The 26,968-nt window shown below is 50.3% G+C and carries 25 protein-coding genes and 1 pseudogene; 18 read left to right on the top strand and 8 right to left on the bottom strand.

Annotated features, from left to right (window positions below; all coding sequences use genetic code 11):
* The first annotated feature begins 35 nt into the window (after nt 1–35).
* Together BN3795_RS08355 and BN3795_RS08350 are read left to right on the top strand one after the other, a co-directional pair.
* Nucleotides 36–953, top strand: coding sequence for an SDR family oxidoreductase (locus BN3795_RS08355; protein ID WP_068784250.1), 918 nt, complete (start codon nt 36–38; stop codon nt 951–953).
* A 232-nt stretch (nt 954–1,185) separates the two neighbouring features.
* Nucleotides 1,186–1,986: an SDR family NAD(P)-dependent oxidoreductase gene (locus BN3795_RS08350; protein ID WP_068784249.1), complete on the top strand. Its 801-nt coding sequence runs from the start codon at nt 1,186–1,188 to the stop codon at nt 1,984–1,986.
* Between the two features lie 230 nt (nt 1,987–2,216).
* Here BN3795_RS08350 and BN3795_RS08345 read toward each other — a convergent pair whose 3' ends face one another.
* The 3 genes from BN3795_RS08345 to BN3795_RS08335 all read right to left on the bottom strand — a co-directional run bounded on the left by BN3795_RS08345 (nt 2,217) and on the right by BN3795_RS08335 (nt 5,913).
* Complete coding sequence (locus BN3795_RS08345; protein WP_068784248.1) at nt 2,217–3,056, bottom strand: alpha/beta fold hydrolase; 840 nt, start codon at nt 3,054–3,056, stop codon at nt 2,217–2,219.
* Nucleotides 3,057–3,475: 419 nt separating this feature from the next.
* Entirely contained in the window at nt 3,476–5,011 is a 1,536-nt protein-coding gene (locus BN3795_RS08340; RefSeq protein WP_068784247.1) for an MFS transporter, read from the bottom strand.
* Nucleotides 5,008–5,913 (bottom strand): SDR family oxidoreductase, encoded by a 906-nt coding sequence (locus BN3795_RS08335; protein ID WP_068784246.1) that lies wholly within the window; start codon nt 5,911–5,913, stop codon nt 5,008–5,010. The genes BN3795_RS08340 and BN3795_RS08335 overlap by 4 nt, the downstream gene beginning before the upstream one ends.
* 234 nt (nt 5,914–6,147) lie before the next feature.
* Here BN3795_RS08335 and BN3795_RS08330 point away from each other — a divergent pair, with 234 nt between their 5' ends.
* The gene (locus tag BN3795_RS08330) at nt 6,148–6,732 is read left to right on the top strand and encodes a TetR/AcrR family transcriptional regulator (RefSeq protein ID WP_068784327.1); all 585 of its coding nucleotides are present in this window, start codon (nt 6,148–6,150) and stop codon (nt 6,730–6,732) included.
* 495 nt (nt 6,733–7,227) lie between these two features.
* Here BN3795_RS08330 and BN3795_RS08325 read toward each other — a convergent pair whose 3' ends face one another.
* A complete protein-coding gene (locus BN3795_RS08325; protein WP_068784245.1) occupies nt 7,228–7,800 on the bottom strand; it encodes a TetR/AcrR family transcriptional regulator in 573 nt (190 codons plus the stop codon).
* A 139-nt stretch (nt 7,801–7,939) separates the two neighbouring features.
* On the opposite strand from BN3795_RS08325, the gene BN3795_RS08320 reads away from it, so the two are divergent.
* Entirely contained in the window at nt 7,940–8,914 is a 975-nt protein-coding gene (locus BN3795_RS08320) for an SDR family NAD(P)-dependent oxidoreductase (protein ID WP_068784244.1), read from the top strand.
* 26 nt (nt 8,915–8,940) lie between these two features.
* On the opposite strand, the gene BN3795_RS08315 is transcribed toward BN3795_RS08320, so the two are convergent.
* Nucleotides 8,941–9,402: an aldo/keto reductase gene (locus tag BN3795_RS08315; protein ID WP_068784243.1), complete on the bottom strand. Its 462-nt coding sequence runs from the start codon at nt 9,400–9,402 to the stop codon at nt 8,941–8,943.
* Nucleotides 9,403–9,452: 50 nt separating this feature from the next.
* A complete protein-coding gene (locus BN3795_RS08310; protein ID WP_232729883.1) occupies nt 9,453–10,316 on the bottom strand; it encodes a helix-turn-helix domain-containing protein in 864 nt (287 codons plus the stop codon).
* Nucleotides 10,317–10,673: 357 nt separating this feature from the next.
* On the opposite strand from BN3795_RS08310, the gene BN3795_RS08305 reads away from it, so the two are divergent.
* The 6 genes and pseudogenes from BN3795_RS08305 (at nt 10,674) to BN3795_RS08280 (ending at nt 16,663) form a co-directional block, all read left to right on the top strand.
* Nucleotides 10,674–11,120 (top strand): GNAT family N-acetyltransferase, encoded by a 447-nt coding sequence (locus tag BN3795_RS08305; RefSeq protein WP_068784241.1) that lies wholly within the window; start codon nt 10,674–10,676, stop codon nt 11,118–11,120.
* 150 nt (nt 11,121–11,270) lie between these two features.
* Entirely contained in the window at nt 11,271–11,708 is a 438-nt protein-coding gene (locus BN3795_RS08300; RefSeq protein ID WP_068784240.1) for a GNAT family N-acetyltransferase, read from the top strand.
* A gap of 302 nt (nt 11,709–12,010) precedes the next feature.
* Nucleotides 12,011–12,714, top strand: a pseudogene (locus BN3795_RS08295) (aspartate/glutamate racemase family protein).
* A 144-nt stretch (nt 12,715–12,858) separates the two neighbouring features.
* Complete coding sequence (locus tag BN3795_RS08290) at nt 12,859–15,126, top strand: hypothetical protein (protein ID WP_068784239.1); 2,268 nt, start codon at nt 12,859–12,861, stop codon at nt 15,124–15,126.
* Between the two features lie 112 nt (nt 15,127–15,238).
* The gene (locus tag BN3795_RS08285) at nt 15,239–16,186 is read left to right on the top strand and encodes a helix-turn-helix transcriptional regulator (RefSeq protein WP_068784238.1); all 948 of its coding nucleotides are present in this window, start codon (nt 15,239–15,241) and stop codon (nt 16,184–16,186) included.
* Between the two features lie 72 nt (nt 16,187–16,258).
* Nucleotides 16,259–16,663: a VOC family protein gene (locus BN3795_RS08280; protein ID WP_068784237.1), complete on the top strand. Its 405-nt coding sequence runs from the start codon at nt 16,259–16,261 to the stop codon at nt 16,661–16,663.
* A 24-nt stretch (nt 16,664–16,687) separates the two neighbouring features.
* Here the strand turns inward: BN3795_RS08280 and BN3795_RS08275 are convergent, their stop codons facing one another.
* Nucleotides 16,688–17,437: an alpha/beta fold hydrolase gene (locus BN3795_RS08275; RefSeq protein WP_068784236.1), complete on the bottom strand. Its 750-nt coding sequence runs from the start codon at nt 17,435–17,437 to the stop codon at nt 16,688–16,690.
* Nucleotides 17,438–17,560: 123 nt separating this feature from the next.
* Here BN3795_RS08275 and BN3795_RS08270 point away from each other — a divergent pair, with 123 nt between their 5' ends.
* The 4 genes from BN3795_RS08270 (at nt 17,561) to BN3795_RS08255 (ending at nt 21,035) form a co-directional block, all read left to right on the top strand.
* Nucleotides 17,561–18,529, top strand: a complete 969-nt coding sequence (locus tag BN3795_RS08270) for a helix-turn-helix transcriptional regulator (RefSeq protein ID WP_068784235.1) — start codon at nt 17,561–17,563, stop codon at nt 18,527–18,529.
* 106 nt (nt 18,530–18,635) lie between these two features.
* Complete coding sequence (locus BN3795_RS08265; RefSeq protein WP_068784234.1) at nt 18,636–19,205, top strand: dihydrofolate reductase family protein; 570 nt, start codon at nt 18,636–18,638, stop codon at nt 19,203–19,205.
* A gap of 124 nt (nt 19,206–19,329) precedes the next feature.
* Nucleotides 19,330–20,475 carry a hypothetical protein gene (locus tag BN3795_RS08260; RefSeq protein WP_068784233.1) on the top strand — a complete coding sequence of 382 codons (1,146 nt, stop codon included), beginning with the start codon at nt 19,330–19,332 and terminating at the stop codon, nt 20,473–20,475.
* Between the two features lie 116 nt (nt 20,476–20,591).
* Nucleotides 20,592–21,035: a VOC family protein gene (locus BN3795_RS08255; RefSeq protein ID WP_068784232.1), complete on the top strand. Its 444-nt coding sequence runs from the start codon at nt 20,592–20,594 to the stop codon at nt 21,033–21,035.
* Nucleotides 21,036–21,105: 70 nt separating this feature from the next.
* Here BN3795_RS08255 and BN3795_RS08250 read toward each other — a convergent pair whose 3' ends face one another.
* Complete coding sequence (locus tag BN3795_RS08250) at nt 21,106–21,444, bottom strand: hypothetical protein (RefSeq protein WP_198524680.1); 339 nt, start codon at nt 21,442–21,444, stop codon at nt 21,106–21,108.
* Between the two features lie 119 nt (nt 21,445–21,563).
* Here BN3795_RS08250 and BN3795_RS08245 point away from each other — a divergent pair, with 119 nt between their 5' ends.
* The 4 genes from BN3795_RS08245 to BN3795_RS08230 all read left to right on the top strand — a co-directional run bounded on the left by BN3795_RS08245 (nt 21,564) and on the right by BN3795_RS08230 (nt 26,531).
* Complete coding sequence (locus BN3795_RS08245) at nt 21,564–22,499, top strand: LytTR family transcriptional regulator DNA-binding domain-containing protein (RefSeq protein ID WP_068784230.1); 936 nt, start codon at nt 21,564–21,566, stop codon at nt 22,497–22,499.
* A gap of 153 nt (nt 22,500–22,652) precedes the next feature.
* Complete coding sequence (locus tag BN3795_RS08240; protein ID WP_068784229.1) at nt 22,653–23,498, top strand: ABC transporter ATP-binding protein; 846 nt, start codon at nt 22,653–22,655, stop codon at nt 23,496–23,498.
* Nucleotides 23,495–24,220, top strand: coding sequence for an ABC transporter permease (locus BN3795_RS08235; protein WP_068784228.1), 726 nt, complete (start codon nt 23,495–23,497; stop codon nt 24,218–24,220). Before BN3795_RS08240 ends, BN3795_RS08235 begins: the two co-directional genes overlap by 4 nt.
* Before the next feature lie 16 nt (nt 24,221–24,236).
* Nucleotides 24,237–26,531, top strand: coding sequence for a preprotein translocase subunit SecA (locus tag BN3795_RS08230; protein ID WP_068784227.1), 2,295 nt, complete (start codon nt 24,237–24,239; stop codon nt 26,529–26,531).
* Nucleotides 26,532–26,968: the final 437 nt, after the last annotated feature.

Here is a 26,968-nt window from a genome sequence, read left to right as displayed (position 1 = left end):
TTAACCCTATTATGAAGTCTTAGGAGGATTCTATTATGCTTATTTTTGTTACAGGAGCTACTGGTTTTATCGGATCTGCTGTTGTAAAGGAACTTATAAACGCCGGTCATCAAGTTATGGGGCTTGCTCGTTCAGATAAGTCTGCTGCAGCGCTCAATGCAATGGGAGCCCAAGTGCAGAGAGGTAGCCTTAATGACATCAATAGTCTCAGAAGTGGAGCCGCAGCAGCGGACGGTGTCATTCATTTGGCCTTTGACAATAGTTTCACTGACTTTGGCGGAGCAATTGCAGACGATCTTCATGCCATTGAAGCAATGGGAGATACCCTTGCTGGCACTGGCAAACCCTTTATTATTACCTCTGTAACTACAATGGTTCCGTCATTAGGGCGACCCGCTACTGAGGAGGATCAGCCACAGGATGGGTCACCGGGAATGCCGCGAAGTGCAGCTGAAAAGATGGCACATGCATTGGCTGAACGTAATGTAAGGTCAGTTGCTGTTAGGCTCTCTCCATGTGTACATGACGCCATTAGGCATGGCTTTGCTACCGGTCTAGCTGAAATTGCTCGTGAAAAAGGTGTTTCAGCATACGTTGGCGATGGTTTGAACAGATGGCCTGCTATACATAGGCTCGATGCTGCAAAGTTATTTCGATTGGCTCTGGAATCTGCTCCAGCCGGGTCAAGGCTTCACGGTGCTGGTGAAGAAGGCATACCTTTTAGGGATATCGCCGAGGCAATCGGCCTAAGTCTGAACCTGCCGGTGATCAGCATTTCTCCAGAAGCGGCAGAAGAGCATTTTGGATGGCTTACAGCATTCGTATTGATGGACAATCCGACGTCCAATTCTTTGACACGGGAGAGGCTTGGCTGGAAACCGGTAGGTCCTACACTAGTCGATGATATTGTAGGAAAATGGGACACGATTGGTTTTCAAGCAACTCACCTCTAATTACTTATATGGAACAATGCGTATCGTAATTAACTATATGGACTCAAAGCACTTCGTATACGCTCATTATAATCTCTGTTAAGGTTTCGCTGCCACCAAAGAGAACCATAAGGAGTACCGATGCTGTTACTCCCGTTACTAGTATAGACATGCTGTGGCTAACCCCTCCTACCGATAGTACGATTAAGATAATTTACATTAGAGCAGTGCTATCGATAGGAGGCTTTGTATCTTGAACAAGTATGTATATAGAAACAAGCTGGCTGTAGTCACCGGTGCTTCATCCGGAATCGGGAAAGCGTATGCCAAGGAACTGGCGGCACGAGGCTGTCATGTCGTTCTGGCAGCACGCTCCAAGGACAAACTGGATGCAATGGCAAGGGAAATTAACCGCCAGTACGGCGTACAGGCTTATGCGCTCGCTTGCGATTTGTCCAAAGCGAATGCCCCGCGTCAACTGGCCGAACAAATATCCGAACTGGGCTTGTCGGTCGATATTCTCATCAACAACGCAGGCGTTGGCACTTATGGCCGTTTCGAGGAAATAGACCCGGAGCGCGAGCAGGAAGAGATTATGCTGAACACGGCTGCGTTAGTCGATCTTACGCATCGGTTGCTGCCCGATATGCTGAGGCGAGGGGACGGAGTTATCGTTAACGTGGCTTCGATGGCCGCGTTTATGCCTTGTGCTTATTCTACCGTTTATGGGGCTACCAAAGCATTTGTATTGTCCTTCTCTGAGGCGTTATGGGCGGAGACGCGCGGGCGTGGCGTACGCGTGCTCGCATTGTGCCCAGGTGCAACCGAGACGGGATTTTTCGATGCGGTCGGCAGTGAGGAAATGGGGTCGGGCCAAAAGCTCTCGACCCCGGAGAAGGTTGTACGAGCTGGATTTCGAGGGATTGACCAGGGACGCAGCTATATCATCGATGGCCGTAACAATTACCTTATGGCTCAAATGATCCGATTTTTTAGCAGGCGCAGGGTAGCCTTGATCATGGAACGCATGTCAAAGCCCAAAAGACACGGATAGAGGGATCGGGTTCTTTTGAGGATCTAGTGAAAAAACTTGCCGTTACAGACTGCGCGGAGAACCCTACCATAAATAACGGCAAGTTTTTTTAGGAAATTCCGCAACGGGCTTGGAATGGGTTAGTTTACGTTGCAAGAGTTGTACAACTAGGCCAGCGAGAATGGAAAAGAGGAGGCCCGATTAGCCTGTCATACAGCTAATTCGGGCCTTTTGCCTTGCCTGCCGAAAATTTATCGAGTTGAAGTGAAATCCACTAGCTCGTTTATAATGACTCCCCAATCATTACGGTGCAATTCATGACCGGTTCCCTCTAAAGTGAGCAGCCTCGAATTCGGAATAACCGAAGCCAGATTCACCCCGTGCGCATAGGGGATAATCGGGTCCTCCGTGCCATGGATAACTAAAGCCGGCACTTCGATTTCACTTGTACGGGTCAAATATTCTTCTCCTCCGGAAAGGAGACCGTGATTGTTCATGCTTGGTAAATTTCTAGCCCTTCTAATCTCCTCCGTAGTCAACCGGATGACCCGTTCTTCGTCCAATTCATGTTTAGAGCCAATCAAAACGCGCTCTCGCCCAATCGCAAAGTCGATCACGGATTGTTCGAACGACCAATCTACTGCGCCCGCTTTTCCGAAGAATTCGATGACCTTCTCCTCCATTGGCGGAAGCTCCGGTGCCCAGTTGGAAGTTGAGATTAAGGTGAGGGACAAGACCCTGTCAGCATGCTTGAGTGCAATCATTTGCGCCAGCATGCCGCCCATCGACATTCCGATTAGGTGAGCTTTCTCGATGCGATATGCATCAAGGATATGGACAGCGTCATCCGCCATATCTTCAAAATTGTATTCCGGGTTTCCGGGCGCATAACAAGTAGAACGTCCCACATCGCGATTATCGTAGCGGATCACGAATCGTCCGGTTTTCGCGATCCGATCGCAAAATTCATGCTCCCACCAGATCATGGAGCTCATCGCACCCATCATTAATAAGACAGCCGGATCGGTCGGGTTTCCGAAGCTTTCCGTAAAGATCTCAATTCCGTTGACTAGTACAATACGCTCATTCATCTATATTTTCTCCTCCCGTTGTTAAAAAATAAAACACAGGCTCTTCGCCTGTGTTTCGAGTAATGGGAAAAAGACACAATGATTTAGTCCAGCACGTAAAAAGATAAGGGTATCCCTGCTAAACTAAATAAGGTTACTTTGTGGCTCGCTATTTCCCGATTACCATACACAAGGCAAATCCTTTAAGCAATCTTATGAAGCTTAAAGAATGATCGGAAAATTAGTTTGCCACACGTAACCCCTCCGTTCGTATTAATTCACTAAATTATACCGTATGCATTTTGTGATTTCAATACCAGGAGTTTACGTTGATTGGAGTTGTTGCTTGCCGTTACAGACAGCGCGGTGAACTGGATCATAAATGACGGCAAGTTTTTGGATTTAATTGTAATTGATCCACTGTACTCGCCTGACACTTCTTATCCATCGGGTGGCTTCGAAACCACACTGGTTGCGCTCTGCTCGCGTCGTCGTCGGCTGGCCTGGAATGCGGCCGCGATGACGAGGACTCCCGCGAGAAGAGTGACGATGCTTGCCACCTGCAGCGCGGACTCGGCTCCGGTGGTGAAGGAGTCGATGATAGCGGTTTGCTGAGCAGGAAACGCAGCGACGGCTTCGGCTACCGTACGCGGAATCGGGTCGTAGCATTGAAGGCTTGCCGGAAGATGCCGGGAGAAGCTCTCGGTCAGCACGGTGCCGATAATCGCGACGCCGAGGGCGCTGCCAAATTCCCGGGTTGCAGATTGAAGTCCCCCTGCGACCCCGGCTTGTTCGGCGGGCAGCGCCGCCGTGAGCTCGGCTGTCAGGCATGGAAGGGCGAGAGCGAAGCCAATTCCGATGAGGACGAGCCAAGCTGCGTAGGCGAAATATGGCTGGTGCAAGGCGGAAGTTAGGCCGAACAGTCCGACGCCGATGGCGAGGAAGGCAGCGGACAGCGTTGCGGGAATACCGACGCGCCTCACCAGGTCGGGAACGTATCGAGCGGCGAGCAGCATGGGCACCGACATAGGAACAATCGCGAGCCCGGTTTGCAGGACGGAGTACCCGCGGCCGTACTGCAGGAGCGAAGCGTTGAGGTAGAACAAGCCAAAGCTGCCGAAGAACATCACGAGCATACCCAGGCTGGCGGTGCTGAGCAGGGGGATTCGGAACAGGCGAGGGTCGAGCAAGGGGTGACGAACGCGCAGTTCGACCACGACCCATGTGATGACGAGCACGACACTGACCCCGAACGCGGCGATGACGACGGCACTGCTCCAACCGCTCTCCGGCCCCTCGATGATGCCGATTAAGAGAGCAGTGGTTGCTGCGACAAGCAAGGCGGTGCCGGCAGGGTCAAGGCTGCGTGGGCTGCGGCTGCTGCGTTGTACGGCAAGAGCCGTCCAGATCGCGCAGAGAAGCGCAACAGGCACGATGGCCTCGAACAGGGTTCGCCATGATCCTGTAGTCAGTAAAGCCGCGCCAGCGATGTTTCCAACGAGCCCGCCTATGCCGGTGGTCGCGCCCCAGATGGCGAGGGCTCGGCCGCGCCGATCGGATGAGGTCGCGTGAACCAGCACTCCCACGCAGTTCGGAAGCGTCAGTGCCGCTCCAACGCCGGTAATTGCGCGGCCAAGGAGTAGGATGTTCACGTTCGCCGAAACGGCCGAGATCGCCGCGCCGGCCGCGAACGTGACGAGCCCGGCGATCAGCACGCCCTTGCGTCCGAATCGGTCGCCGGCCGCGCCGCCCGGGATGACCAGGCAGGCGAACACGACGACATAAGCGTCAACAATCCACAGCAGCTCCGAGGAGCTCGGGTGCAGCCCGCTGGCCGCGAGCATCGGAACAGCCAAATTGATGGCAGCAACGAGGCCTACGACCAGAATGGTGCAAGCGCACACGCATGCCAGGACCCGCCCTTGATGCTGAAAAGGGATCGCAGCACCAGGGGACCCTGTCTGTGGGGTACTCATTGATGTCCTGCCTCTGTGTACGCGCCTGCCATGATGTCATTCACCAGTGTCGGCCCGGAAGGTTCCCAAGCGAGTAGTTCGCGGGTGCGCTCACTGGAGCCGGTCATGGAAAGTTTGAAGAAGCTGCCGACAAATCCAAAGTGAGCGCTGGCGTTCTCGTGGTCAACCGATATTACCGGAATGCCGAGGATGCGACCGATGGCTTCGGCAATCGTCCGGGTGGAGACAGCCTCCTCCGCGACCGCATGCAGGCGCGATCCGGCGGGCGCCTTCTCGAGTCCGAGTCGGATGAGCTTGGCGGCATCGGAACGGTGTACCGCGGACCAAGCGTTGGAGCCGTCTCCGATGTACCCGGACACACCCTGCTTACGCGCGGCGTTCACCAGGAAGTTGATAAAGCCCCAGTCTCCGGCCCCGTGAACCGTCGGCGCGAACCGGGCGATGATGGTCCGCACTCCCCGACCGACATAGTCGAGAGCGAGATTCTCTGCTCCGCCCCGGGCAGAGTCCGGACCCACTGCTGGCGACGGGTCCGTCTCCAGCACCGATCGCCCCTGGACCAGACCGGACAGGCCATTGGCGACCACGAACGGCCGGTCGGTGCCGACGAGGGCTTCGGCGAGAGTCTCGACTGCGGCCCGTTCGGCGCGATCCGACTCCGACGGATTCGCCCAGTCGTGCTTGTTCGCCAGGTGGACAACAGCCTCGGCCTCGGTCGCTCCGCGGCGAAGAGAGTCGAGGTTGTCGAGATCCCCGCGCAGAGCCGTCGCGCCTTTCGCCTCGAGCGACGCTGCAGAACTGTCCGACCGAGCCAATCCAACGACCTTGTGACCCGCTCTTAGCAGCTCATCGACGGTGGCTGATCCGATCCATCCTGTTGCTCCAGTGACAAATACTTTCATCTGAATAACCTCCTTGCAACCCTTTTGCGGGCTACACCTATTTTATTTTGCGGTTACTCGTATCGTCAGGATGAACGATGACGTTTGCCTTTCTCGATAACGAGACACCGTGTAACTTAATATACTAGAAACGATACAACGTGTCCAGTAATTAATTTTTGATGGAGGGAAAACGGATATATATAGCAAAAATAGACAAGGAGCACATTCTCCGTGTATAGTTGAGGCATGAATATGGACAAAGAACACTATCATGGCGGTCGTCCCCGAAGCGAGCAAGCGAGGGCGGCTGTTCTGAATGCGGCTGACGATCTCTTGGTCGAGGTCGGTTATGCGGCAATGACGATGAAGAGCATCGCCGAAAAAGCAGGTGTATCCCGGCAGACCGTATATCGTTGGTGGTCCCATAAAGCGGAGATCCTATTCGAGGCCAGCGTGGCTGATGCGGAGGAGGAATTAGCGATTAGCCCGACAGGGGCTCCCTTGGAAGACATCACTGCTTACCTGGAAGCGCTTGTGCGCTTCCTAGCGTACTCACCGGCCGGCGCTGCCTATCGGGCGCTCCTCGGCGAAGCGCAGCACGATTCCGCCGTGGCGGAGTTGCTCTCCGCGAAGGATCCGCTCGGCGACAGCGCACGGGTCGTGATCGCTCGCTCGCTCGGGAAGGACACGCTTCCAGTCCCGCTCGATCAGGCAACCGCCATGCTGATCGGCCCGAGCTTCTTCTGGATTCTGAGCGGACGCGATCCCGTTCAGCTTGTCCCGCGGCAACTGGCCGAGGACTTCATACGCGATCTCCAGTCGCGACTGTCACGGTGAAAGGGGTTTTTCTCGGAACTTAACAGAAGTGATCTCACCTTGCGTATGATAGGCCTGCAAATGTATTAAAAGGCGAAATGCAGAGCGCCGCGGTATAGAATTTGGCCTAAGTGATCATACGCTGAACCGTATCATAAGTAGGGCTCTTAAATAGACCATAGGTTGCGAGATCAGATTAAGTGTCCAATCAGTTAAATAGATAAAATTGAGGGATTTTCTATGCTGTTTATGTTATTAGCAAAATTCGCAGATACGATATGGTTTCAATGCGAGGATATGATAACGAGCAGTTGCTAAACCCTTTGCCTGCCAACAGATTGTGTATTGTCTGTCGGCTTTTTGTTTGTTTAAAATTCGCTTTACGATTGACCAATTCTATTGAATATGATAATTTTTTTTGTTAATCAGTTAACAAAAAGGCGGTTATAAAAGTGGATCCAAATCAACCGTGTGAGATCCAGGCCAGGATCCCACGCGGTTTTTCTATTCGCCAGCTTAAACAAACATCAAATCTAAAAAGGAATGAATCAAACCGCTTGGATCGTCCAATCCTTTTTCAGGCTCCAGATGTCCAGCGGAATTTAGATCAACAAGTCCGGCAATAAAGGCCGATGCCATTGCCGTCAATTGTTTCGGTGATTTGTTGATCGTGTCATTTCGTTCATGAGCGATCTCCAGACATTTATGGATCGCTCCATAGGTTTCAACGGCTGCAGTGTGAAGAAGAGGATAGTCCTTCCCCCACTGCTTGCGGAACATCAGTTGATACTGCTCATGATTCTTGATTCCAAAATCATAAAAGGTATATAAAGCTTCATAAACAAGCTTTCGTGGATCGTTAATTTCCTCCATTAATCTCCGAATGCGACTTGTCAGCGTTTCATAATTTTCCGTGATAACGGCTGCAAGTAAATCATCCTTATTTTTGAAATATACATAAACCGCACTCCTGGATAGATTCATTTCCTTTCCAAGGTCGCGCATACTAACGGAATCGACGCCACGAGTATCTATCATTTTTCGAGTGACATCGATCAGCCTTTGTTTGGTGTCATTACTGTTTTTCATAGTACCCTCTTTGGCATCTAGGTATAGGATCAACTTTACAATAACAGGTTGACACCGTCAACTTCAAGGAATATGATGAGAATAGGTTGACGGTGTCAACTTCGAGATCCACGGAACCATTTTAAAGAGGAGGGCTACGATGTTAACAAAAACGAAAAGTCCAAGAACGTTTATTATAACCGGTGGGAATTCAGGGTTAGGTTATGCGTGCGCTAAACACATTGCCAAAGCCGACCCTAATCATCATGTTATACTAGCTTGCCGCAATGCAGCTAAAGCGAAGGAAGCCGTCGAATCGCTTACGAAAGAAACAAACAATAAGAACATAACCTCCTTGGAGCTTGACCTTGCCTCCTTGGCATCCGTGAGGAATTTTGTGAGTGAATTTTCCAATTTAGATTATCCGCCTTTATATGCTCTTGTTTGCAACGCAGGATTAATTATGGTTGATAAAACGCACTATACCCAAGATGGATTTGAAAGCACCTTTGGAATTAATCATCTCGGACATTTTCTGCTGGCCAACATGCTGCTCGAGCAAATGCTCGATTCTGGCAGAATCGTTTTTGTCAGCAGCGGGACTCATGATCCGGCGCAAAAGACAATCGTTGCCGCCCCCGTCTATGAGAATGCCAGATTGCTGGCTTACCCTAAGGAAATGAGTTCTAACGAAAGCATGCTTACCGTTGGCCAGCGTCGCTACTCGACTTCGAAATTATGTAATATATACTGTGCTTACGAGTTCGCAGAAAGAATACAACAGCAAACGGAGAAGAAGATTACGGTGAATGCTTTCAATCCGGGGCAGATGCCGGGTACAGGGTTCTCACGAACTTTTCCTCCGTTAATGAGATTTATGATGAAACATCTTCTTCCCGCGTTTGATTTGTTGCGTCCCAACGGAAATGCAGTTCATAAATCAGGCGATGCATTAGTATCGCTGCTATTGAATCCCGATCTTCATGAAACGACAGGTAAATATTTTGAAGGCACCCGGGAAATAAAATCGTCGGATCTTTCCTATAATCGGGAGAATAGAAAAGACTTGTGGAAGACAAGTGTTGAACTGACAAAACTAAGCAAAAAGGAAACGATATTGAGTGTGGAAGCATGAAGCCTTTTATTCAGGTACCGGTCAATCTATTTGGAGGCAGCGGGTACGGAAATGTTCAGGCCAACGGATGCCGCTGCTTTGGCGATTCCTTTGGGGTCGGAGCTAGCGACTATCGGGTCAACACGAGGCGTGTATTCCGCTTCCAAGCGGGTGGCTTCCTCGTCGGTCAGCTTTATAGACAATGCTTGAATCGCATCATCGATATGGCTGGCTTTGAGCGCTCCTACGATAGGTGCGGCCACAACCGGATTACGATATATCCAAGCAAGAGAAATGACGGCTTGACTAACTCCGCGCTCTTTTGCCACTGCGCCTATCGCTCCGATGATCTTCTCATCGGCTGCTGCGGTTAGTTCGTATAATTGGGCGGCTGCCGGCTCGGCTTCCGATCGAATACTCGTTGCTCCCCAGGGCCGAGCCAGTCGACCGCGCGCCAGAGGACTGTAAATGAGGGTTTGGATCCCGTTGTCCGCACAGAGAGGGAACATCTCCCAGCACTCTCGGCTTGCACATCTATACTATTAACGGGAGTAATAGTCTACGGGAGTTGCCTGTCCTGCTCAAGTAAACGTAATAATCTTTCCTCCGTACCCGAACCGGGCACCGGAACAAAGAAACACCAGTGCAGTCCCGGGTCATTATCGATACCTGCCGCGGAATGGAGCTCGAACTCCATCTCCTGTGCGTCAGGAACACGGAATAAAGCGGTGGCTACGCGTTTCTGTTTGATTTCATAGAGCTCCCAGAAATGTACGAACTCCACACTTTCCCGCATCAAGCGCTCAAACCGTTCCATATAGAACGGGTTGTTCTTGTAAAGATCGAAGCTTGCCCGCAGAACGGCAACAGAGTAACGGGCAGCGGCTTCCCAATTCACCAGTCTGTTGCGGTAATCCGGCTTCAAAAACATAATGTCCATCATATTCCGTTCATTGTCCGGCAGATTGCCGAAATCGGCTACGATCAATTCCGCTGCCCGATTCCAAGCGATAACATCCGTACCTTCGCCCGTGATAAAAGAAGGATAATAAAGCTGATCTACGATTTTCTGTAGAACTCCCGTATCCGGTCCAGTGTTATTTGACCCTGTGACGACGCTAGCCACATCAACATTGGCTAAATCGAATAGATGCTTCTGCTCGTCTTCGTTAAGCTGAAGCGCTTTGCTGATACTTAGCAGCACTTCCGGCGAAGGATTCACCTCCTTGCCTTGCTCCAGCCAGGCATAGTAAGTCACGCTTATATTGGCAAGATAAGAGACTTCTTCTCTTCGAAGTCCCGGGGTGCGTCTTCGTCCGGGCAGCGGCTGGATTCCTGCCTCTGAAGGCTGCAAGCGTTCTCTGCGCGATTTTATGAACTCACCCAATGCGGATGGGACACGATTGGTTTTCAAGCAACTCACCTCTAATCACTTATATGGAGGAATACGTATCGGAATGAACCCAATGGATTCACAGCACTTCGTATACGATCATTATAGTCTCTGTGAAGGTCTCGTTGCCACTAAAGAGAACCATAACGAGTATCGATGCTGTTACTCCCGTTGGCTGTTTCGAGGAAATAGCCCCGTGGGCAATATCTTCGCTATAATAGGAGCTACCGAGATCCAACACTCTGTAGCAGGCTTTTGGAAATTCTCTTGCTTTCGCCCTATACATATTACGAGAGTCCGTATCCTAACGTAGGGCGAAGGATTAAGGTTCTGCCTGCGGAGGAGATCTGCAAAAATGCCGCTCATAATCGTTGAGGGAGTGAATTTATGTCAACGGGTATCCTTATTCGAAGTGCGGTTGCTAGCGATGTTAAGGCGCTGCGCGACATTTTCGTCCAAGCGTCGCTGAAAAACGAAGGCGCTGGCGATCTCATCGCCGCACATCCCGAATGGTTCGTTTGGGATGAAGCGATGTTGCCTTTTGCACTGGTTGCCGTCGTTGACGATCGGGTCGTCGGCTTCGCGTCGGTACGTCCCGTCGGTGATTTCCTTGAGCTTGAGGACCTGTTCACTGATCCCGATTGGATGCGCCGAGGCGTTGCAAGCGCACTGATCACCCACATTGCGCGCCGCGGTTTACGCATAGAGGTGTCCGCCAACCCGCTCGCTTTAGGGTTTTACGAATCGGTGGGGTTTGTTGTCTGTGGCGTCGCCGATACAGAGGGTGGGCCGGTGCCGCGGATGTACCTGGATGTCACAAGTACTCCAACTTGACGAGCTTGATATTGTCGTGGAGTAGAAAATAAAATTCCGAAACGAGTGGAAAGTATGAAGTTATATATCAATTGGAGATATACGATCACCATCTACAAAAAAGTGATGAAAGGAGCGTGATAAATTAAAAAGAAAAAGGAGCAGAACGAAATGATACAAAACAGAAAAGCAGCCATTAATGACTATGAGAAGATCATAAATCTTTGGGAAAGATCGGTAATGGCCACTCATCATTTTTTGAGTTTCAAGGATAAAGAGGAAATCAAAAAAGAATTACCCATGTACTTTCCTCATCTTGATGTACGTCTCTGGTATGCCGAAGACTCTCTCATTGGTTTTACCGCCATCAATGGAAATCATCTGGAAGCACTCTTTCTCGATCCCGATAAAATTGGCAAAGGGTATGGGAAACAAATGATGCAAATATGCATCAATGGTTTTGGGATCACGTCCGTTGATGTGAACAAACAAAATGAGAATGCGACAAGGTTTTACTTAAAAAGTGGTTTCGGAATAATCGGTGAAGATTTGACGGATGGAGCAGGCCGCCCTTACCCCATTTTACATTTGAAGTACAATGAACAGTAGAAGAATCAGAAGCCACCTCTGATATTTCTCGGGCATAGCCGAGCCGAGGTGGGCCCCGAGCGCATGTGCGGCTGCAGGCGACCCGGCTCCTCCTCATTATCGGGCCAGTCAGAATTCTGATTGGCTTTTTTCTGTTCACTCTAAGATTACGGTAACCGTGGGAAATAGGGCTCGTAATCGTTATGATATTGACGGGCTGCTTACCTATTGCGACAAGGTATACCGAATGGAAGATGGAAAACGACAGGTAAATATTTTGATGGTACACTAGAGTGAAATGTTCCTTTGAAGGGGTGGGTTGGATGAAAACGATAGGCCTAATCGGCGGAATGAGCTGGGAGTCATCCCTGGTGTATTACCAAATCATTAATCAGCGTGCTAATGAGAAGCTAGGCGGGCATCATTCGGCAAAAATCTCATGTATTCGGTGGATTTTGACGAGATTAAAAATCTTCAATACCAGGGAAAGTGGGATGAGGCCGCCAAGATCATGATGGATTCTGCCCGTAAACTGGAAGCCGGCGGGGCGGATTTCATCGTGTTATGTACCAATACGATGCACAAGATGGCCAAGGAAATGGAGGAATCGGTCACGATTCCACTCCTTCATATCGCAGATGCGACAGCAAAAGAGCTGGTTAAGGATGGGATTAAGAAAGTGGCTTTATTGGGTACAGCTTTCACCATGGAACAAGATTTCTACAAAGGCAGGCTTCTGGATAAGTTCGGACTCGATGTGATCATCCCGGGCGAGTCAGAACGGACGATCGTTCATGACATCATCTATCAAGAACTGTGCCTTGGAGTCATTAAGGATGAATCTAAGCAATCCTATCTAAGGATCATAGATCAGCTTAGTCAGCAGGGAGCCGAGGCTATTATTCTTGGGTGCACGGAGATCACGCTGCTCATTTCACAAGAGGACTGCCGGGTTCCTCTCTACGATACAACCAGACTTCACGCAGAGTCTGCGGTTGACTTCGCTTTGAGTGAGGACGGTTTATGACACATGCCGCTGGCGACAGCACGGGGGACCGCAGACACTGGCGAAGCTGTAACGAAGTTCCAGAAATTAGGTAGGAAGTAGGTGGATTAGGGAGCCCCGATCCTTATAATGAAAATAAGACTGGGGATGTCGGAGGGAGATAGGATGAAGCAGAGGAGGGCGCTTGTTCTCGGCAATTTGGTGTTTTTGATTCCTGTACTGCTCTTGAGTTTCTTCACGTGGAAAGATTACACGAGGGACATGGCGGTCTCAACCCCAACCTTGAACCGGGCGTACCTGCTGGATGAGGGGAAGAAGTTAATTGGCTTCTCAAACGGGGATCGATTCCAGGAGAAATACGAGGTTTATCTCATGGATACCGACACGGAAACCGTGGTGAACAAGACGACGGTACCTACCGATTTTCAAGCCGAACTGGGCCCGGCGGCGTATCAGAACAACGGGATCCTTGTACCAACCTACGACGATTCGCGTGGATTGCAAGTCAATTATTTTCATGCAACAGGTGAGGTTGAGGAGCTGGCTCAGGGGACGATCCATATTCCATCCTCCTGGCGTTCCAGCGTTTATTCCTGGCGCGGCAGACTCCTTGCAGCATGGGAATCGCCGGATTCAGCCTTTTTTGTAGCCCAGGTAAAGGACGGCAGGTTGGAGACTGTCAATTTGGGCGAAGAGGGGCTGCTTCCAGCCAGACCGGTTCGGATCGATGAAGTGCATGGGAGTATGGAGAACGGTCAGGCCGTTCCGCTGTTTGCGGTCAGTTTAAAGGACGATCGGACGGCATTCGTCAGCGGGATTCTGGATAAGAATGGCGATGTGTCCGTACTGCTTCAACGCGAAGAGGAAGGGACGTTTGCTGCACAGGATCGAGCGGGCGCTCACTTCGCCGATCACTTCGGTTTCAATAACGGCAAATGGGTGCGCGAAAATGGGAATTACCCGGAAGAAGCCACCTTTTATGACGCGAACGAGAAGAACTGGGGGGCTGTGGTTCCTACACCAAAGCCGGTTTATCAAGCCCGGGTGTTCCTATTAAATGACGAGGAAGTGCTGATCGCCGGCTCTAGTGCAGAAGATGAAATAAATGGAACGGGGACAGGGTATGTATTCAATGAGAAATCCGGTAAATTTCAAGATGCCACGGCTCTTCTGAAGCAGCTGCCTTACGAGCATCTAACCGATAGCGAGACCGGGTTCTACAAGCCATTGGATCACGACGTGCTTTACTATAGCAGCGGAGATCTTGCGTCAGGTTATGTGAATCTGAACAACCAGGAGGCTAAAGTCTTTTCGAACGACCAGGTGAAAAGCTGGCTGCTCAAGGAGGAAGAAAACAAAGTCTCCCTTCTAAGTTTCTGGAACTATCTCAAACAAGGCAATGCCCTCGTGATAAACTGGGTGGTTTGGATATTCATCGATCTCCTCTTATTCCTAAGCATCGCACTCGTCCCTCGCCTATTAGCGAGATCCCATTTGAAAAAAGTGAGAGAAGGCCAGCCGATTCAAGGCAGGATCATCCGTATGGAAGAAACGGGGGCCTATGTGAATGAACGCCCACAGGTCCGATTAGTTGTCCAGTTTGAGAATGACGGTCAAGTGAAAGAGGTCGAAATCAAGAAGGTCCTCTCTTATCTGAATGCAGTTCAAATTGGCGATAGGGTAATGATTAGTTACAACCGAAAGAAACACAAGGCAGTGTTCATCACCGAGGAAAACCTTGAACCTGTGACCCGGGAGAATTCCCCCGTTTCTATTCCCGGTGCGGTCCTCGCCCGGATCGAACGGTATGGAAATGTAAACCGAGGTCAAGCTCTTCAGCTTCACTTCAACGCAGAAGGACGGGATTATGCCATACCGGTCGTTCAACCTCCCGGATTTGAATATCGTATCGGGGAACGAGCGGACCTGATCTTGATTCAGGGAATGCCGCGGATCTTTAGATACGGCAATCGAAGCACAGTTGATGCATCGGAGCTGATCTCCCTGCAAGGTGAAGTTATCCATGTACAGAAACTGCCAATCCGGATCGAAAATAAGCAGCTTCTGCTGATGGAAGTCATTCTTACGCACGGTGCGGATCGAATCCGTAAAGTGAATAGTATCTTTGCGCCGGAAGAGCTATCCGTACAGGCAGGCGCCCTCATTCCTGTCAGCATGGAGCCGGGCGATCTACAGAAGGAGGTCCAATTGCTTCGAGGGAAGCAGGGGGCGGCGAAGGTGCTTTCTGTCGATTTTGACGGGACCAAGGGAGAACGCCCCGTAGCCAATTTGGTCGTAGACAAAGATGGCATTACCTACCGCATCAGCCAGACCATTGAACCGGTCTATGGAGTGGTTGCCGGAGATGAGTTGTGGATTGCTTACCATGAAGATACGCAAGAAGCGATAATTATAAATTATGCTGTACGATAGCTTGAACCCGAGGGAAGAGACGGCAACGGGGCCTAACGCCGACATCAAGATGGCTGTATCATAAGTAGCAGTAAGTTTCTGTTGCACAGGATTACGTTTCAAGGGAGCTGCCATGAATAAAACAGATCGTTTGTTGGCCATCGTGCTGGAGCTGCAAAGCAGACGAGTAGTACGTGCCGAGGATTTAGCGGCATGGTTTGAAACCAGTGTGAGGACCATCTATCGCGACATGCAGGCCCTCAGTGAAGCGGGCGTTCCGATTACAGGCACGACAGGCTCGGGATATTCCTTAATGGAGGGATATTTCCTGCCCCCGATCCGTTTTACAATCGACGAAGCTGTGACCTTGCTTCTAGGCACAGATTTTATCGAGCAACGATTTGATGATCATTATCGGGAGGGAGCTCAAGTGGCCAGGAGGAAAATCGAGGTCACTCTGTCCGACTCTGTCCGCAGTGAGACCTCTCGTATCCGCAAGTCGCTGCGATTGCTCTCTCCGCTTAACCAGGCCGCCCGGTCAATCGAAAGGGAGAATCTCGATAAGATCCGCCGAGCTCTACTGGAGGGGCGAAAGATCAAGTTTCATTACTCGAAAAAAATGACCGATCCCACGGAAAGCTGCCTTAGTGAACGTACCGTTGCGCCTTATGGCCTTGTACTCGTTGAAGGGTCTTGGATGCTTGTGGCCCGGTGTGATCTGCGCCAAGACATCCGCCATTTCCGGTTGTCCCGCATGGCTGAACTAATCGAGCTGGACGAACGATTCGAACTCCCGGAGCATTTTGACTTAAGGGAGTACGCACCTCGAGAGGATCGCCACCTGCGTGTATGCCTTCGATTTAACCTTGACCTCGCAGACAAGGTGAAGGAATCGAACTCCCCCTACGTAGAGGATATGAAAGAGCACCCGGATGGATTGGATGTGGTCTTGCGCGTTCGTCAGATGGATGAGTTGCTGCCCTGGGTGCTTGGCTGGGGGGCGGGCGTCCTCGTGTTGGAACCCGAATCTTTCCGAAATCGGATACGTGAGGAAGCCCAAAAAATGCTAAAACGCTACTGACATCCTGTTGTCAGTAGCGTTTTTTTATAATTGGACATGTAAAAGATTCGAGATCAGAAAGGATGATAAATCGTGAATTTCGCTTCTGTTCGCATCATTACGGACGACGTGGATCGTCTCGTTGAGTTTTATGAGAAAGTTTTGGGGGTTTCGGCGGAGCGGCCTGCGCCCGTATTTGCCGAATTCGTGATGGCCTCCTGTACCCTGGCTATCGGCCACTCCCAGACGACGCAGCTATTTGGCGCCGGTTTCGCCGTGGGGGCCCATCCTCGCACAGTCATCTTTGAATTCCGCGTCGACGATATCGAAGCGGAATATATGCGCCTGAAACCCGTTGTCGACCAATGGGTAATGGAACCGACAACGATGCCTTGGGGGAATCGTTCGATGCTGTTCCGCGATCCCGACGGCAACCTTCTGAACTTCTTCGAACCGGTGACCGAAGAGGCAATTCAACGGTTTAGCGGTCGAGGTTGACGGGCAGCTCAGGAGGGGCCAATGTCAAATTTTCCCCTGCTGACTGCGCTGCTTCAGTTCTTCCGACAGGAAGTTTACAAGGATGGATCTTAAACCTTCCGGATGGCTTAGCATCGGTAAATGCCCGGTCTCCAAGACTTGTACGGACTGCGGGGAGAAGTTTGCGATCATTTTATCTTGTAAAGAAGGACTCAGCTCTTTATCCTGGGTGAGCTTCACGTATAACTTGGGTACATCCGGAACGGACACGTGGATGCGATCGGTATAAACACGGACAGCCTCGGGGATAAATCCGCTTACGACTTCTGTGGCTTGATCCGGTGAGAGATCGCTGCATAACCCCTCCCGGATGGCCGATTCCGGCGGTGTCGTACCCGACAAGCGAAGGATAACAGACATCAGTTGCTTCTGGGGGAACGGCAAAATGGATAAGAATGAACCGCCGTTCTTCGGAATTGCGGCCCCTACAGCGACGATGCCTACCAACCGATCCGTCCATTCGGATGCCAGTCTGGAAGCAAAAACGCCCCCAAGCGAATGCGCTACGATAACAAACCTGCGAATTCCCCAATCCTCTACTTGCTTCTTCATATGGGTGACGTAATCCTCCAACGAAAGACCGCTCCTGGAATCAAACGAGCTCTTCCGCAAAGGAAACTCAACAAGTAAATAAGGATGTTCGAACCCTTCAACGACTTTACTCCAAACTTGGCCCTCCAAGCCCGCCCCATGGATGAACACAAAGCCTATTTCTTCGTGGAAATGCTGTTGCATACGGATCATGCCCCCTGTTGGTTGTCTATTCAGATGACTTATAAGATAATGGTATCACCAAAACAAGACAGATTTTGTCTTATTTATGCGCTAAGATTATAAAAAACAGGAACGAGGTGGCCTTTGCAAAAATCACAGCGTCTTATTCAATTAATGATGAGGATTAACGCCAAGCGGTCTTTCACGGTCAGGGAGTTGGCTGATGAGTTTGGCTTATCCACTCGAACGATTACCAGGGATCTGCAAGAGCTAAGTGAACTCGGTGTACCGGTGTATTCGATTCAGGGCAGGGGAGGGGGCTACAAGCTGCTCCGGGAGAGAGTTTTGCCGCCAATCAGCTTTACCGAAAATGAGGCGGTAGCCCTGTTTTTTGCATGTCAGTCGATGGACTATTACAGTTCTATGCCTTTTGGCGAGGGAGCCGAAGGAGCGCTTCACAAGTTTTATCATTACTTGCCCGCTGATAGAAGAGAACAGATTGACCGCCTTAAAAACAGGGTTATGTTCTGGAGCCCGTACCGCTCGATGTCTGCGGAAATTCTCCAGACTCTGCTGCAAGCCATCATGATCCAAAGTGTGGTGACCATCGAATATAAATCCAGCAGCGGGGTCTCGAAGCGAGACATTCAGCCGATTGGCCTGTATGCCAGTTCCGGTTACTGGTATTGTCCCGCGTATTGCTTCACCAGAGAGGATATTCGGCAATTTAGAGCCGATCGGATTCTCTCCGCCGAGCTGAACAGAGCTGTTCCTAGCCGCGCGGAGGTAAGCCGGAAGACTTTATTGGATAAGCCTGTACAGATGGACCAGGAACAGATCACACTCGAACTTGAGGTCACGAAAAAAGGGGTATGGATGCTGGAATCGAATGCTCGTTTTGGTCCATACCTCCATCGCCATGAGGATGGCGGTGGAACCCTGACCCTTGAGATTGCGGCACAGGATATGGCCTTCTATCTGGACCTGATCTGGCAGTGGGGGGAAGAAGTTATTATTGTAGAGCCTGCTGAGGCCAAGGCGTATATGCGACGAAAAATGGAAGCCATGCGCTTGCTTTATGGCGAGCCTTCTCCCAAAGGAGGACCCGCATGACAATAAAATTAGAGGGAATAACCATATCGGCGCTGGGTGCCCCGGATAAGATTTTGCTTGCACCTTACGTCAGCTAATTTTAACTTGCATTGGAGGAGAATCGGGCATGAGGAAACTTGTATTATTTATGCATGTCTCGCTTGATGGGTATGCGTCGGATTTAAACGGGGGATTGGACTGGATTCCGTACAATGAGGAAATGGAGAAATATGCCGAGGAGGTCGTATCCGAAGTTGGATCGCCCGTATACGGACGCAACACGTATCAGTTAATGGAGAGCTATTGGCCCACAGTGTTGAATGATCCGAATGCGTCGAAGCATGATCTGGATCATGCCACTTGGCTGCAGGACGTAAAGAAAATCGTCATTTCCAGTACGATGGACAAGGCGGAGTGGAAGAATACGATGCTGATTAAGGACACTATCGCAGAGGAAATCGCGGCACTCAAGCAACAGCCTGGCAAGGATCTGGTCATCTTTGGAAGTCCGGGAGCAGCAAAGACATTGCTTCAGTTAGGCCTGATCGACGAATTCCTGCTGACCCTTTGTCCGGTTGTCTTGGGTGGCGGGAAGTCTGTTTTTGACGGCGGCGGCGAGAAAATCAAGCTCAACTTGCGGTCCAGTCGAACGCTTGGTTCAGGTAATATTGCGACCCGTTACGAGGTGGTAAAGTAAGGAGTAGCTTCGTATATGATTTCAATTTGAGTGGATACGATGTGGCAGTTGTTATAGCACAGCTTTTATTTGTAGGATACCCTAGTATGGATCTATCCATGAAAAAGAAAGGTTGATCCTTACTATGGACAACAACGAACTCACCTGCCGATCCAAAGCAAAAACGACGGGCGTATCCCCTTGGCTGCTTGGCCTGCTCATTGCCTTTGTGGCCGCAAGCCTGGCCGCTTGCAGCAATTCTACCTCGGATAACACAGCGAATCTGCCCGCGCGGCCAACCGAAGAAACCGCTGTGGTGACGCAAGCCTCCGGCAGCATTTATCTGTACGGCGAAACACACGGCAATGACAAAATTATCGATAAGGAATTTGAATTGTGGTCGAACTACTATCATAACGAGGGCATGAGGCATCTGTTTGTCGAGTTGCCCTATTTTACCGCTGAATATTTGAATCTATGGATGCAGGCCGACAATGACGAAATTTTGGAGGAGGTTTATAAGGACTGGAAGGGAACGGCTAGCCACAATCCCCACACCAAAGCGTTCTACCAAAAAATAAAAAGCGAGTGTCCTGAGACGATTTTCCATGGCACCGACATCGGACATCAATATGAGACGACCGGGAACCGATTCTTATCGTACCTTGAGGCCAACGATCTATCCGAATCGGAAGCGCATACATTAACAGTAGAAGCGATCCAGCAAGGGCGTTTGTTTTACAGCAAAGAGGACGACGTATATCGGGAGAATACGATGACCGAAAACTTTATCCGCGAATTTGAAAAGTTGGGCAATGAGAGCGTCATGGGCATCTACGGCGTAGCCCATACCGGGCTTGATGGCATGGACTATGTTACCCGATCCGTCCCTTGTATGGCCAATCAATTACAGAAGCATTACGGCGATCACCTTTATTCCGAGGACTTAAGCTCGATTGCCAAAGCTATTGAGCCATCGAGGGTAGATAACATCACCTTACAGGGTAAGGCGTATGCGGCATCTTATTTTGGGAAAGAGGATCTGAGCGGGTTCAAGGATTATGCTTATCGAGAATTTTGGCGATTGGAAGACGCCTATGAAGATGTGGAGGACTTGCCGCTGCTGGACAATTGTCTTCCTTACAATAACTACCCGATGCGGATCGAAGCAGGCCAGGTTTTTATGATTGCCTACACAAAGACAGACGGTTCAGTTGAGAAAGAGTACCATCTGTCTAACGGACTGATTTGGGAAGGCATGGAATCCACACAACAGCTCTCCATTCAATAATGGGCGTCGTCATCGAATAATAATGCAATTACACCGATGAACTTCTCGAAGGTGTTTCGTCTATATAAGCGAGAAACAAATCTTAGACGAAATTCATGAAAGAGGTGTCCATCCATATGGGAAGCAATCCATCAGGAACGGTAAAAATGACTCCCTACATTACTTTAGAGGGACGTGTAAGGGAGGCCATTCAGTTCTACGAAGATGCTATCGGAGCCGAAGTCGTTTCCATGATGACTTACGGCGAAATGCCGGAAATGCCCAATACGTTCAACGACGAAATGAAGCAACTTGTGGCGCACGCCAAGTTAAAAGTGGGTGACGCCGAGATCATGCTATCGGATGCGCCCAACGGTTCACCGCTGGGGGACGGGAAAAAAGTAACCATTTGTATCACAACAAACAAGGTTGAGCACTCCAGAACCATTTATGAAGCCCTGCGGCAAGAAGGTCAAATTAATCTTCCGTTTCAAGAGGAATCCTTCAGTCCCGGATTCGGCGATGTCACGGACAAATTCGGCGTGACGTTCCAAATTTATACGGAGCTGGGGGAAGGATAGAAGAATGAAAGAGTCGTCCCGCGCTGTGGGGGCTCTTTTTTTTGCCGCAACGGCATCGAAATCGACGCCATTACTTCGAAATAAACTCCTCTACCTGATTTTCTCTAATGTCGATCGCTTCTTCCGACTGATCGGCTTTGATCAATCTAATATAGGCAGGCTTATGCTTTGGGCTGTTTCCCCCAATAAGAAGGGAATAAGTTTCATCGATCTCATAACGCAAAATATAAAGCCCGCTGCCTATTTCCTTACTGTCATAACGTTCAAAATCATCCCATGAAAGCTCTTGTCCTTTATGGGATAGTTCGATCACTTTCTCTAATGTTAAGGATTGTTTATGACTACAGGATGTCATTAGAATCGTGAGAACCAATAGACAAAGCCAAACGATGTTCTTAGGTACAATCATCTCCAACCCTCTCCCGTCCCCAAAATACTTCCTGCTTAGCGAAGCCATGCCGTTTCAGTATAAAATAATTATATATCTCCTGCAGCATCTCCTGCAGCGGCATGGACGAGGAGGACGGCATGCATTTTCAACCAATTTATGACAATGGGAAATTACTTCTGCCGAAGATCGAATTCAATATGACATTGAACCCCTCGGTTGGCATTATCACGGACTTGAAGCGAAAGCAGCTTTTGATGAGTCAATTGGAGGATTCTGCCCGATATTATTTGTTTCGAGCGGGGCAGAACGAGTATTTGCATTTGACGGTGGAAGAGCTGATGACTTTTCTGGTCCGAGTAACGGAGCGGCAAGATCGGGTCGCACGGTTGTTGGATTATTTCGCCTTGAAAGAGGAACGAAAGACAAGAATCAAGAATCTAAGCTCATCGAAAAGGATGTATGTCACTTTGCTCCGCGTCTTTTTTGCGCATCAGCCTACACTGGTCCTGGAGGAGCCCTATTTTTACTTGGAGGAAGAGGAACGCCGTCATTTTAAACGGATTTTGGACGACCTTTCGAAAGAGAAGCGGGTTTTAATTCTAACCGCGAATTTAGAGGATGCCATGATTTCCTGTGACGCCATTTATCGATTGAACGAATTGGGCTTCCATCCGCTGGATATTCGGGATTCGGAAGAAGGCCAACCGGAAGAGCCGGAACAAGACCGGGCCAATATTACCTTGCAAAAAATTTCTACGAAAAGAAATGACAAGGTGATTTTATTCGATCCGCCTGAAGTCGATTACATCGAAAGCTTGGACGGCGCGATCCTCGTCCATGTAGGTGGAGAAAATTATGTCTGTGCTCTGACGCTGACCGAGCTGGAGCAGAGATTGAACCATTTCGGATTTTTCAGATGCCATCGATCCTACATCGTTAACCTGCAAAAAGTCCGAGAGATTATTACCTGGACCAAGAATAGCTACAGTCTGCGATTAAATACGGAGGAGGACGCCGTGGTCCCTTTATCCCGTTCCAAATTACAGGAATTAAAGGCCCTTCTTCACATTTAAAATATCCCATTTCCGGGGGCATTTTCGATCCAATCAAGGATTCCAGGGTACCGTTCAGGCGGGAACAGCTACATTTCGGCGGGATTTGGTGGTTGGAAGCAGGCAATCCTTATATGCTTAGGGCATCAACCCAACCCAAAGGAAGTGGTCTTCATGAATGTGATCCAAGTTGAACGGATTCGAAAGCGATTCGGAACTAAGGATGCGTTGTCCGACGTGTCCTTTTCCATACCGAAGGGCGAAATCTTTGGGTTCCTGGGTCCGAGCGGCTCGGGAAAAACGACCTTAATCAAGATTTTAACGGCTCAATTCAACCCGACAAGCGGGCAAGCCCGTGTATTTAATCAGCCGGCGGAGCTATTGCAACAGTCCGCACAGAAGATGCGTTTTGGCATTTTGACAGATAACAGCGGCTTATATGAGCGATTGACGATTGAAGAAAATCTGGAGCTGTATCGCAGGTTGTATGATCTTCCCCGGTCATCGATGGATCAGGTGCTGCGGTTTGTTAATTTAAGCGGGGAGAGCAAGAAGAAGATCCATCGCTTATCGAAAGGGATGCGTCAGCGTGTGATGTTGGCCTGCGCGGTCATTCATGAGCCGGAGCTGTTGTTCCTGGATGAGCCAACTTCGGCTTTGGACCCCGTAAACTCGGCACATATTTATAAAGGCTTACGCTACTTAAATGAGAAGGGGACAACGATTTTCCTAACGACGCATGATATGAATGAGGCTGAGTTGCTGTGTAACCGTGTCGCGATATTATACCAAGGGAAAATTCAAGCGATCGGTTCGCCGAAGGAGCTTAAGAAACAGCATCGGGAACACGTAGTTCGTGTTGAGTTCATCCATGGGGAAGCCTGCGAGCTTCCGATTGATGGGGAAACGGCCGATCAGATCGCCGACTGGATGAAGCGTGGACTCATTGACCGATTGGAGACCAAAGAGCCAAGTTTAGGTGATATTTTTATAAAAATGACGGGAAGTGAGCTGCGATGAGTATCTCATTCAAACGGGTGCGGGCAATCTTCGTGAAGGACTACAAAGAGTTTTCACGCAATTATGCGATCTCCATTATGTTGATTACTCCGATTGTTCTCGCCCTTCTGATTCGGGGAGTAGATTCGACTCTGCCCTTAGCTTCCGTGGCCGGGACTTTCGCGACCGTTCTTAATCTTTCGTTTGTAATGCTGACCTGTTTTGCTCAAGCCTGCTTGTTTGCGGAAGAGAAGGAGCGCAACACGTTGAGATCCCTAATGATGACACCGGCTACGACCCTGGACGTTTTAATCGGCAAGAGCAGTCTGGTTTTTGTCATGTCGGCTGTCGATCTGGCTATTTCTACGTATCTATTTGGATATAAGCCGGCCCATATAGGGGCTTTTGCGGCAGCCGTTGTGCTTTCGCTGATTCTCTACATCGCGGCCGGAACGATCTGCGGCTTATTCTCCAGGACGCTGCTGGATGCCTCGTTATCCATACTTCCTGTAGCCTTCGTATTCACCGGGGCGCCTTGGGGAGTGTATCTGGAAGATGATTATCCGATCTTCAAAGCGCTGGATTACGTACCGAGCAGTCAGCTTGGGCACTTGCTGCGTTTAAGCGAGGTTGGCTATACGACGGGAGATCTATTGAAACCCCTCCTCATCACTTTGGCCTGGACGGTTGCTCTTACGATCATATCTGTCGTTTTGTATCAACGCCGGTTAAAAGACGAGTAGGAGGGAGCAACCGCTGATGAAGTTAGCCGTCAAGTTCATGCAAGAATTCCAAAACCACGATCATCGGCACAAGCTAAAGGGCTATCGGGAGCAAGTGGCACGCATCCGAAACCGGAATTTGGGGGCGTGGGACGACAGGCAACTGCAAGCGGAATCCTTCCGACTGGGAGAAGAAGCAAAGTCGGGGGCGTCTTTAGACAAGCTGCTTGTTGACGCCTATTCGCTAGTCTGCGAGGCCGCGAAGAGGACGGTCGGATTACAGCCCTACGAGGTTCAGATCATGGCGGCTATCGCCTTGCATGAGGGATATTTAATCGAGCAGCAGACCGGCGAAGGAAAAACACTCTCTGCGGTGATGCCTGCCTATCTTCATGCGCTGACTGGCAAAGGCGTTCACGTGCTGACGTTTAACGATTATTTGGCCCATCGGGATGCGGAGTGGATGGGCCCGATCTATCGTCTCCTCGGGTTAACGGTGCGATCGGTGCAAGCGGGCATGAGCCCGTCCGAGAAACGGGAGGCGTACGCCGCGGATATTACTTATGTGACAGCCAAAGAGGCGGGTTTCGATTATTTGCGCGACACGATCGCCTTAAGCGAAGCCGATACCGTGCAGCGCCCTTTCCATTACGTCATCGTGGACGAAGCGGATTCGCTGCTTCTGGATGAGGCGCGGGTGCCGCTGGTCATCGCCGGTGATCCGGGCGGTTCGGAAGGCGGCGGCATGCGTATAGCCGAGGTCGCTCGGCAGCTCAAGCAAGCGGAGCATTATGACTTCGACGAGTTCCAGCGGAATGTATATTTGAGTGAAGCGGGTGCTGCGTTAGCGGAAGAACTGCTGGGATGCGGCAATTTGTACGAAAGCCATAACAGTGAGTTGTTGTCGTCGTTGAATTGCGCGCTGCATGCGGAGGCGTTATTGAAAAAAGACGTCGATTACATCGTCCGGAACGGTCAAATCGAGCTGATCGACGAATATACCGGCCGCGTAGCGGAGAACCGGCATTTGCCGCAGGGGCTGCAGGCTGCGCTTGCGGTCAAAGAAGGGCTCCAACCTGTAGCCGGGGGGAAAATACTCGGAACGATCACCCTTCAACACTTCCTTAGTCTGTATCCGAAGATGTGCGGAATGACGGCGACCGCGCAGGTGTCCGCCATGGAATTCGAAGCGATATATACGCTGCAGGTCGTGCGCATTCCGCCGAACCGGCCCAATCTGCGGATCGACGCTCCGCACCGGATTTACACCCATAAAGAAGCCAAATTCAAGGCGCTGGTCCAAGAAATCTCGTCCGTCCATCGCACGGGACGTCCGATTCTCATCGGTACGTCCAGCGTCGAGGAGTCGGATAGGCTGGCGGAGAAACTGGCGGCTCTCGGCATCCCTTGCCATGTTCTGAATGCCAAGAACGATGCGGAAGAAGCCGAGATCATTGCGAAAGCCGGAGAAATCGGAGCCGTGACGGTATCTACGAATATGGCGGGGCGCGGCGTCGACATTCGGCTGGGCGGCGGGGACCCCACGCAAGCGGAAGCTGTCGCCAAGCTGGGCGGGTTGTACGTCATGGGCACGCATGTGCACGAGAGCGTGCGGATCGACGACCAGCTGCGCGGGCGTGCCGGGCGCCAAGGCGACCCGGGGGCTTCCGTCTTTTTCGTAAGCCTGGAAGACGAGTTATTGCTTCGGTTCGGCATCGATCAAGTGATTCCGCGCGCCTACCGGACCCTCCGGCAGGAGGAGCCCCTCGAAGAGTCGGTGCTCCGCAGCAAAATTACGCACATTCAGCGCGTGATTATGGGTCAGAACTTTCAGATCCGCCAGGAGTTGAACCGTTATTCGGATATGGTGGAGGAACAGCGGCGTATTCTGTACGAGGAGCGGCTCGGCATTTTGAAAGGCAAGAAGCCGATGAGCCCTTCGGAGCAGCGGGTACGGCTTTACTTTATCGACAAGTTCTGGGCGGAGCATCTGGAATATGTCTCCTACATTCGCGAGAGCATTCATTTGACGAGCCTGGTTAACCGCGATCCGATCGACGAATTTCATACACAAATCATCCAAGCCTTCGAGCAGCTTCCGGCTAAAATAAATCGGGAGTCGGCGAAAATGCTCGCCAAGCTCGGAGGTTCGAATGATCCGGCGATATGGGACAAGTTCGGACTGAAGAACCCTACTTCCACCCGGACCTATATCATCAGCGATCAATACATGGAGTACTTGCAGAATCCCGGTTCGTGGGGCGCAGGCACGGTCATCGCTTATTGGATGCGCAAGATGCTGCGGCCGGTATTCGGGTGGTCCGAATTTTAATCGGGACGTATCGCTGCGGCAGAGGCTCCTTGTTTTCCCGCAGATGGGATACTCACTATAAGATAATAACGTAGGACGACAGTGACAATTATCCGGCGAACAAAGACTATAAAATAAAGTCTTTGTTCGCCGTTGTTTATATGTTGAACTAACGTTTCCATTCACCGATTTAAACTTGCATTTTGCTCATATCTCCCGTATTCCCAGATGAATGGCTGCTTCAAAACCTATGAACATCGGATTGTCGAGATTTTGTCTATTTAAATTTGATATAATCTTGTCGGAATTTACGATGAATAAAAATGTAGATTATCGTCTGCTTGGGGAATTTCCAAAGCAAAGACTTCTCAAAGGAACCTTAGGTCTTGCTGAATTACATATAAAGCAGCACGTTTATTGGAAGCAAATCTGTACGGAAGGATATCGAGTTCGAGTTC

It is taken from the genome of Paenibacillus phocaeensis, assembly GCF_900021165.1.
GTDB lineage: Bacteria > Bacillota > Bacilli > Paenibacillales > Paenibacillaceae > Fontibacillus > Fontibacillus phocaensis.
Note: the sequence above shows the minus strand (reverse complement) of the source record. Positions and strands in the feature narration are given on the sequence as shown.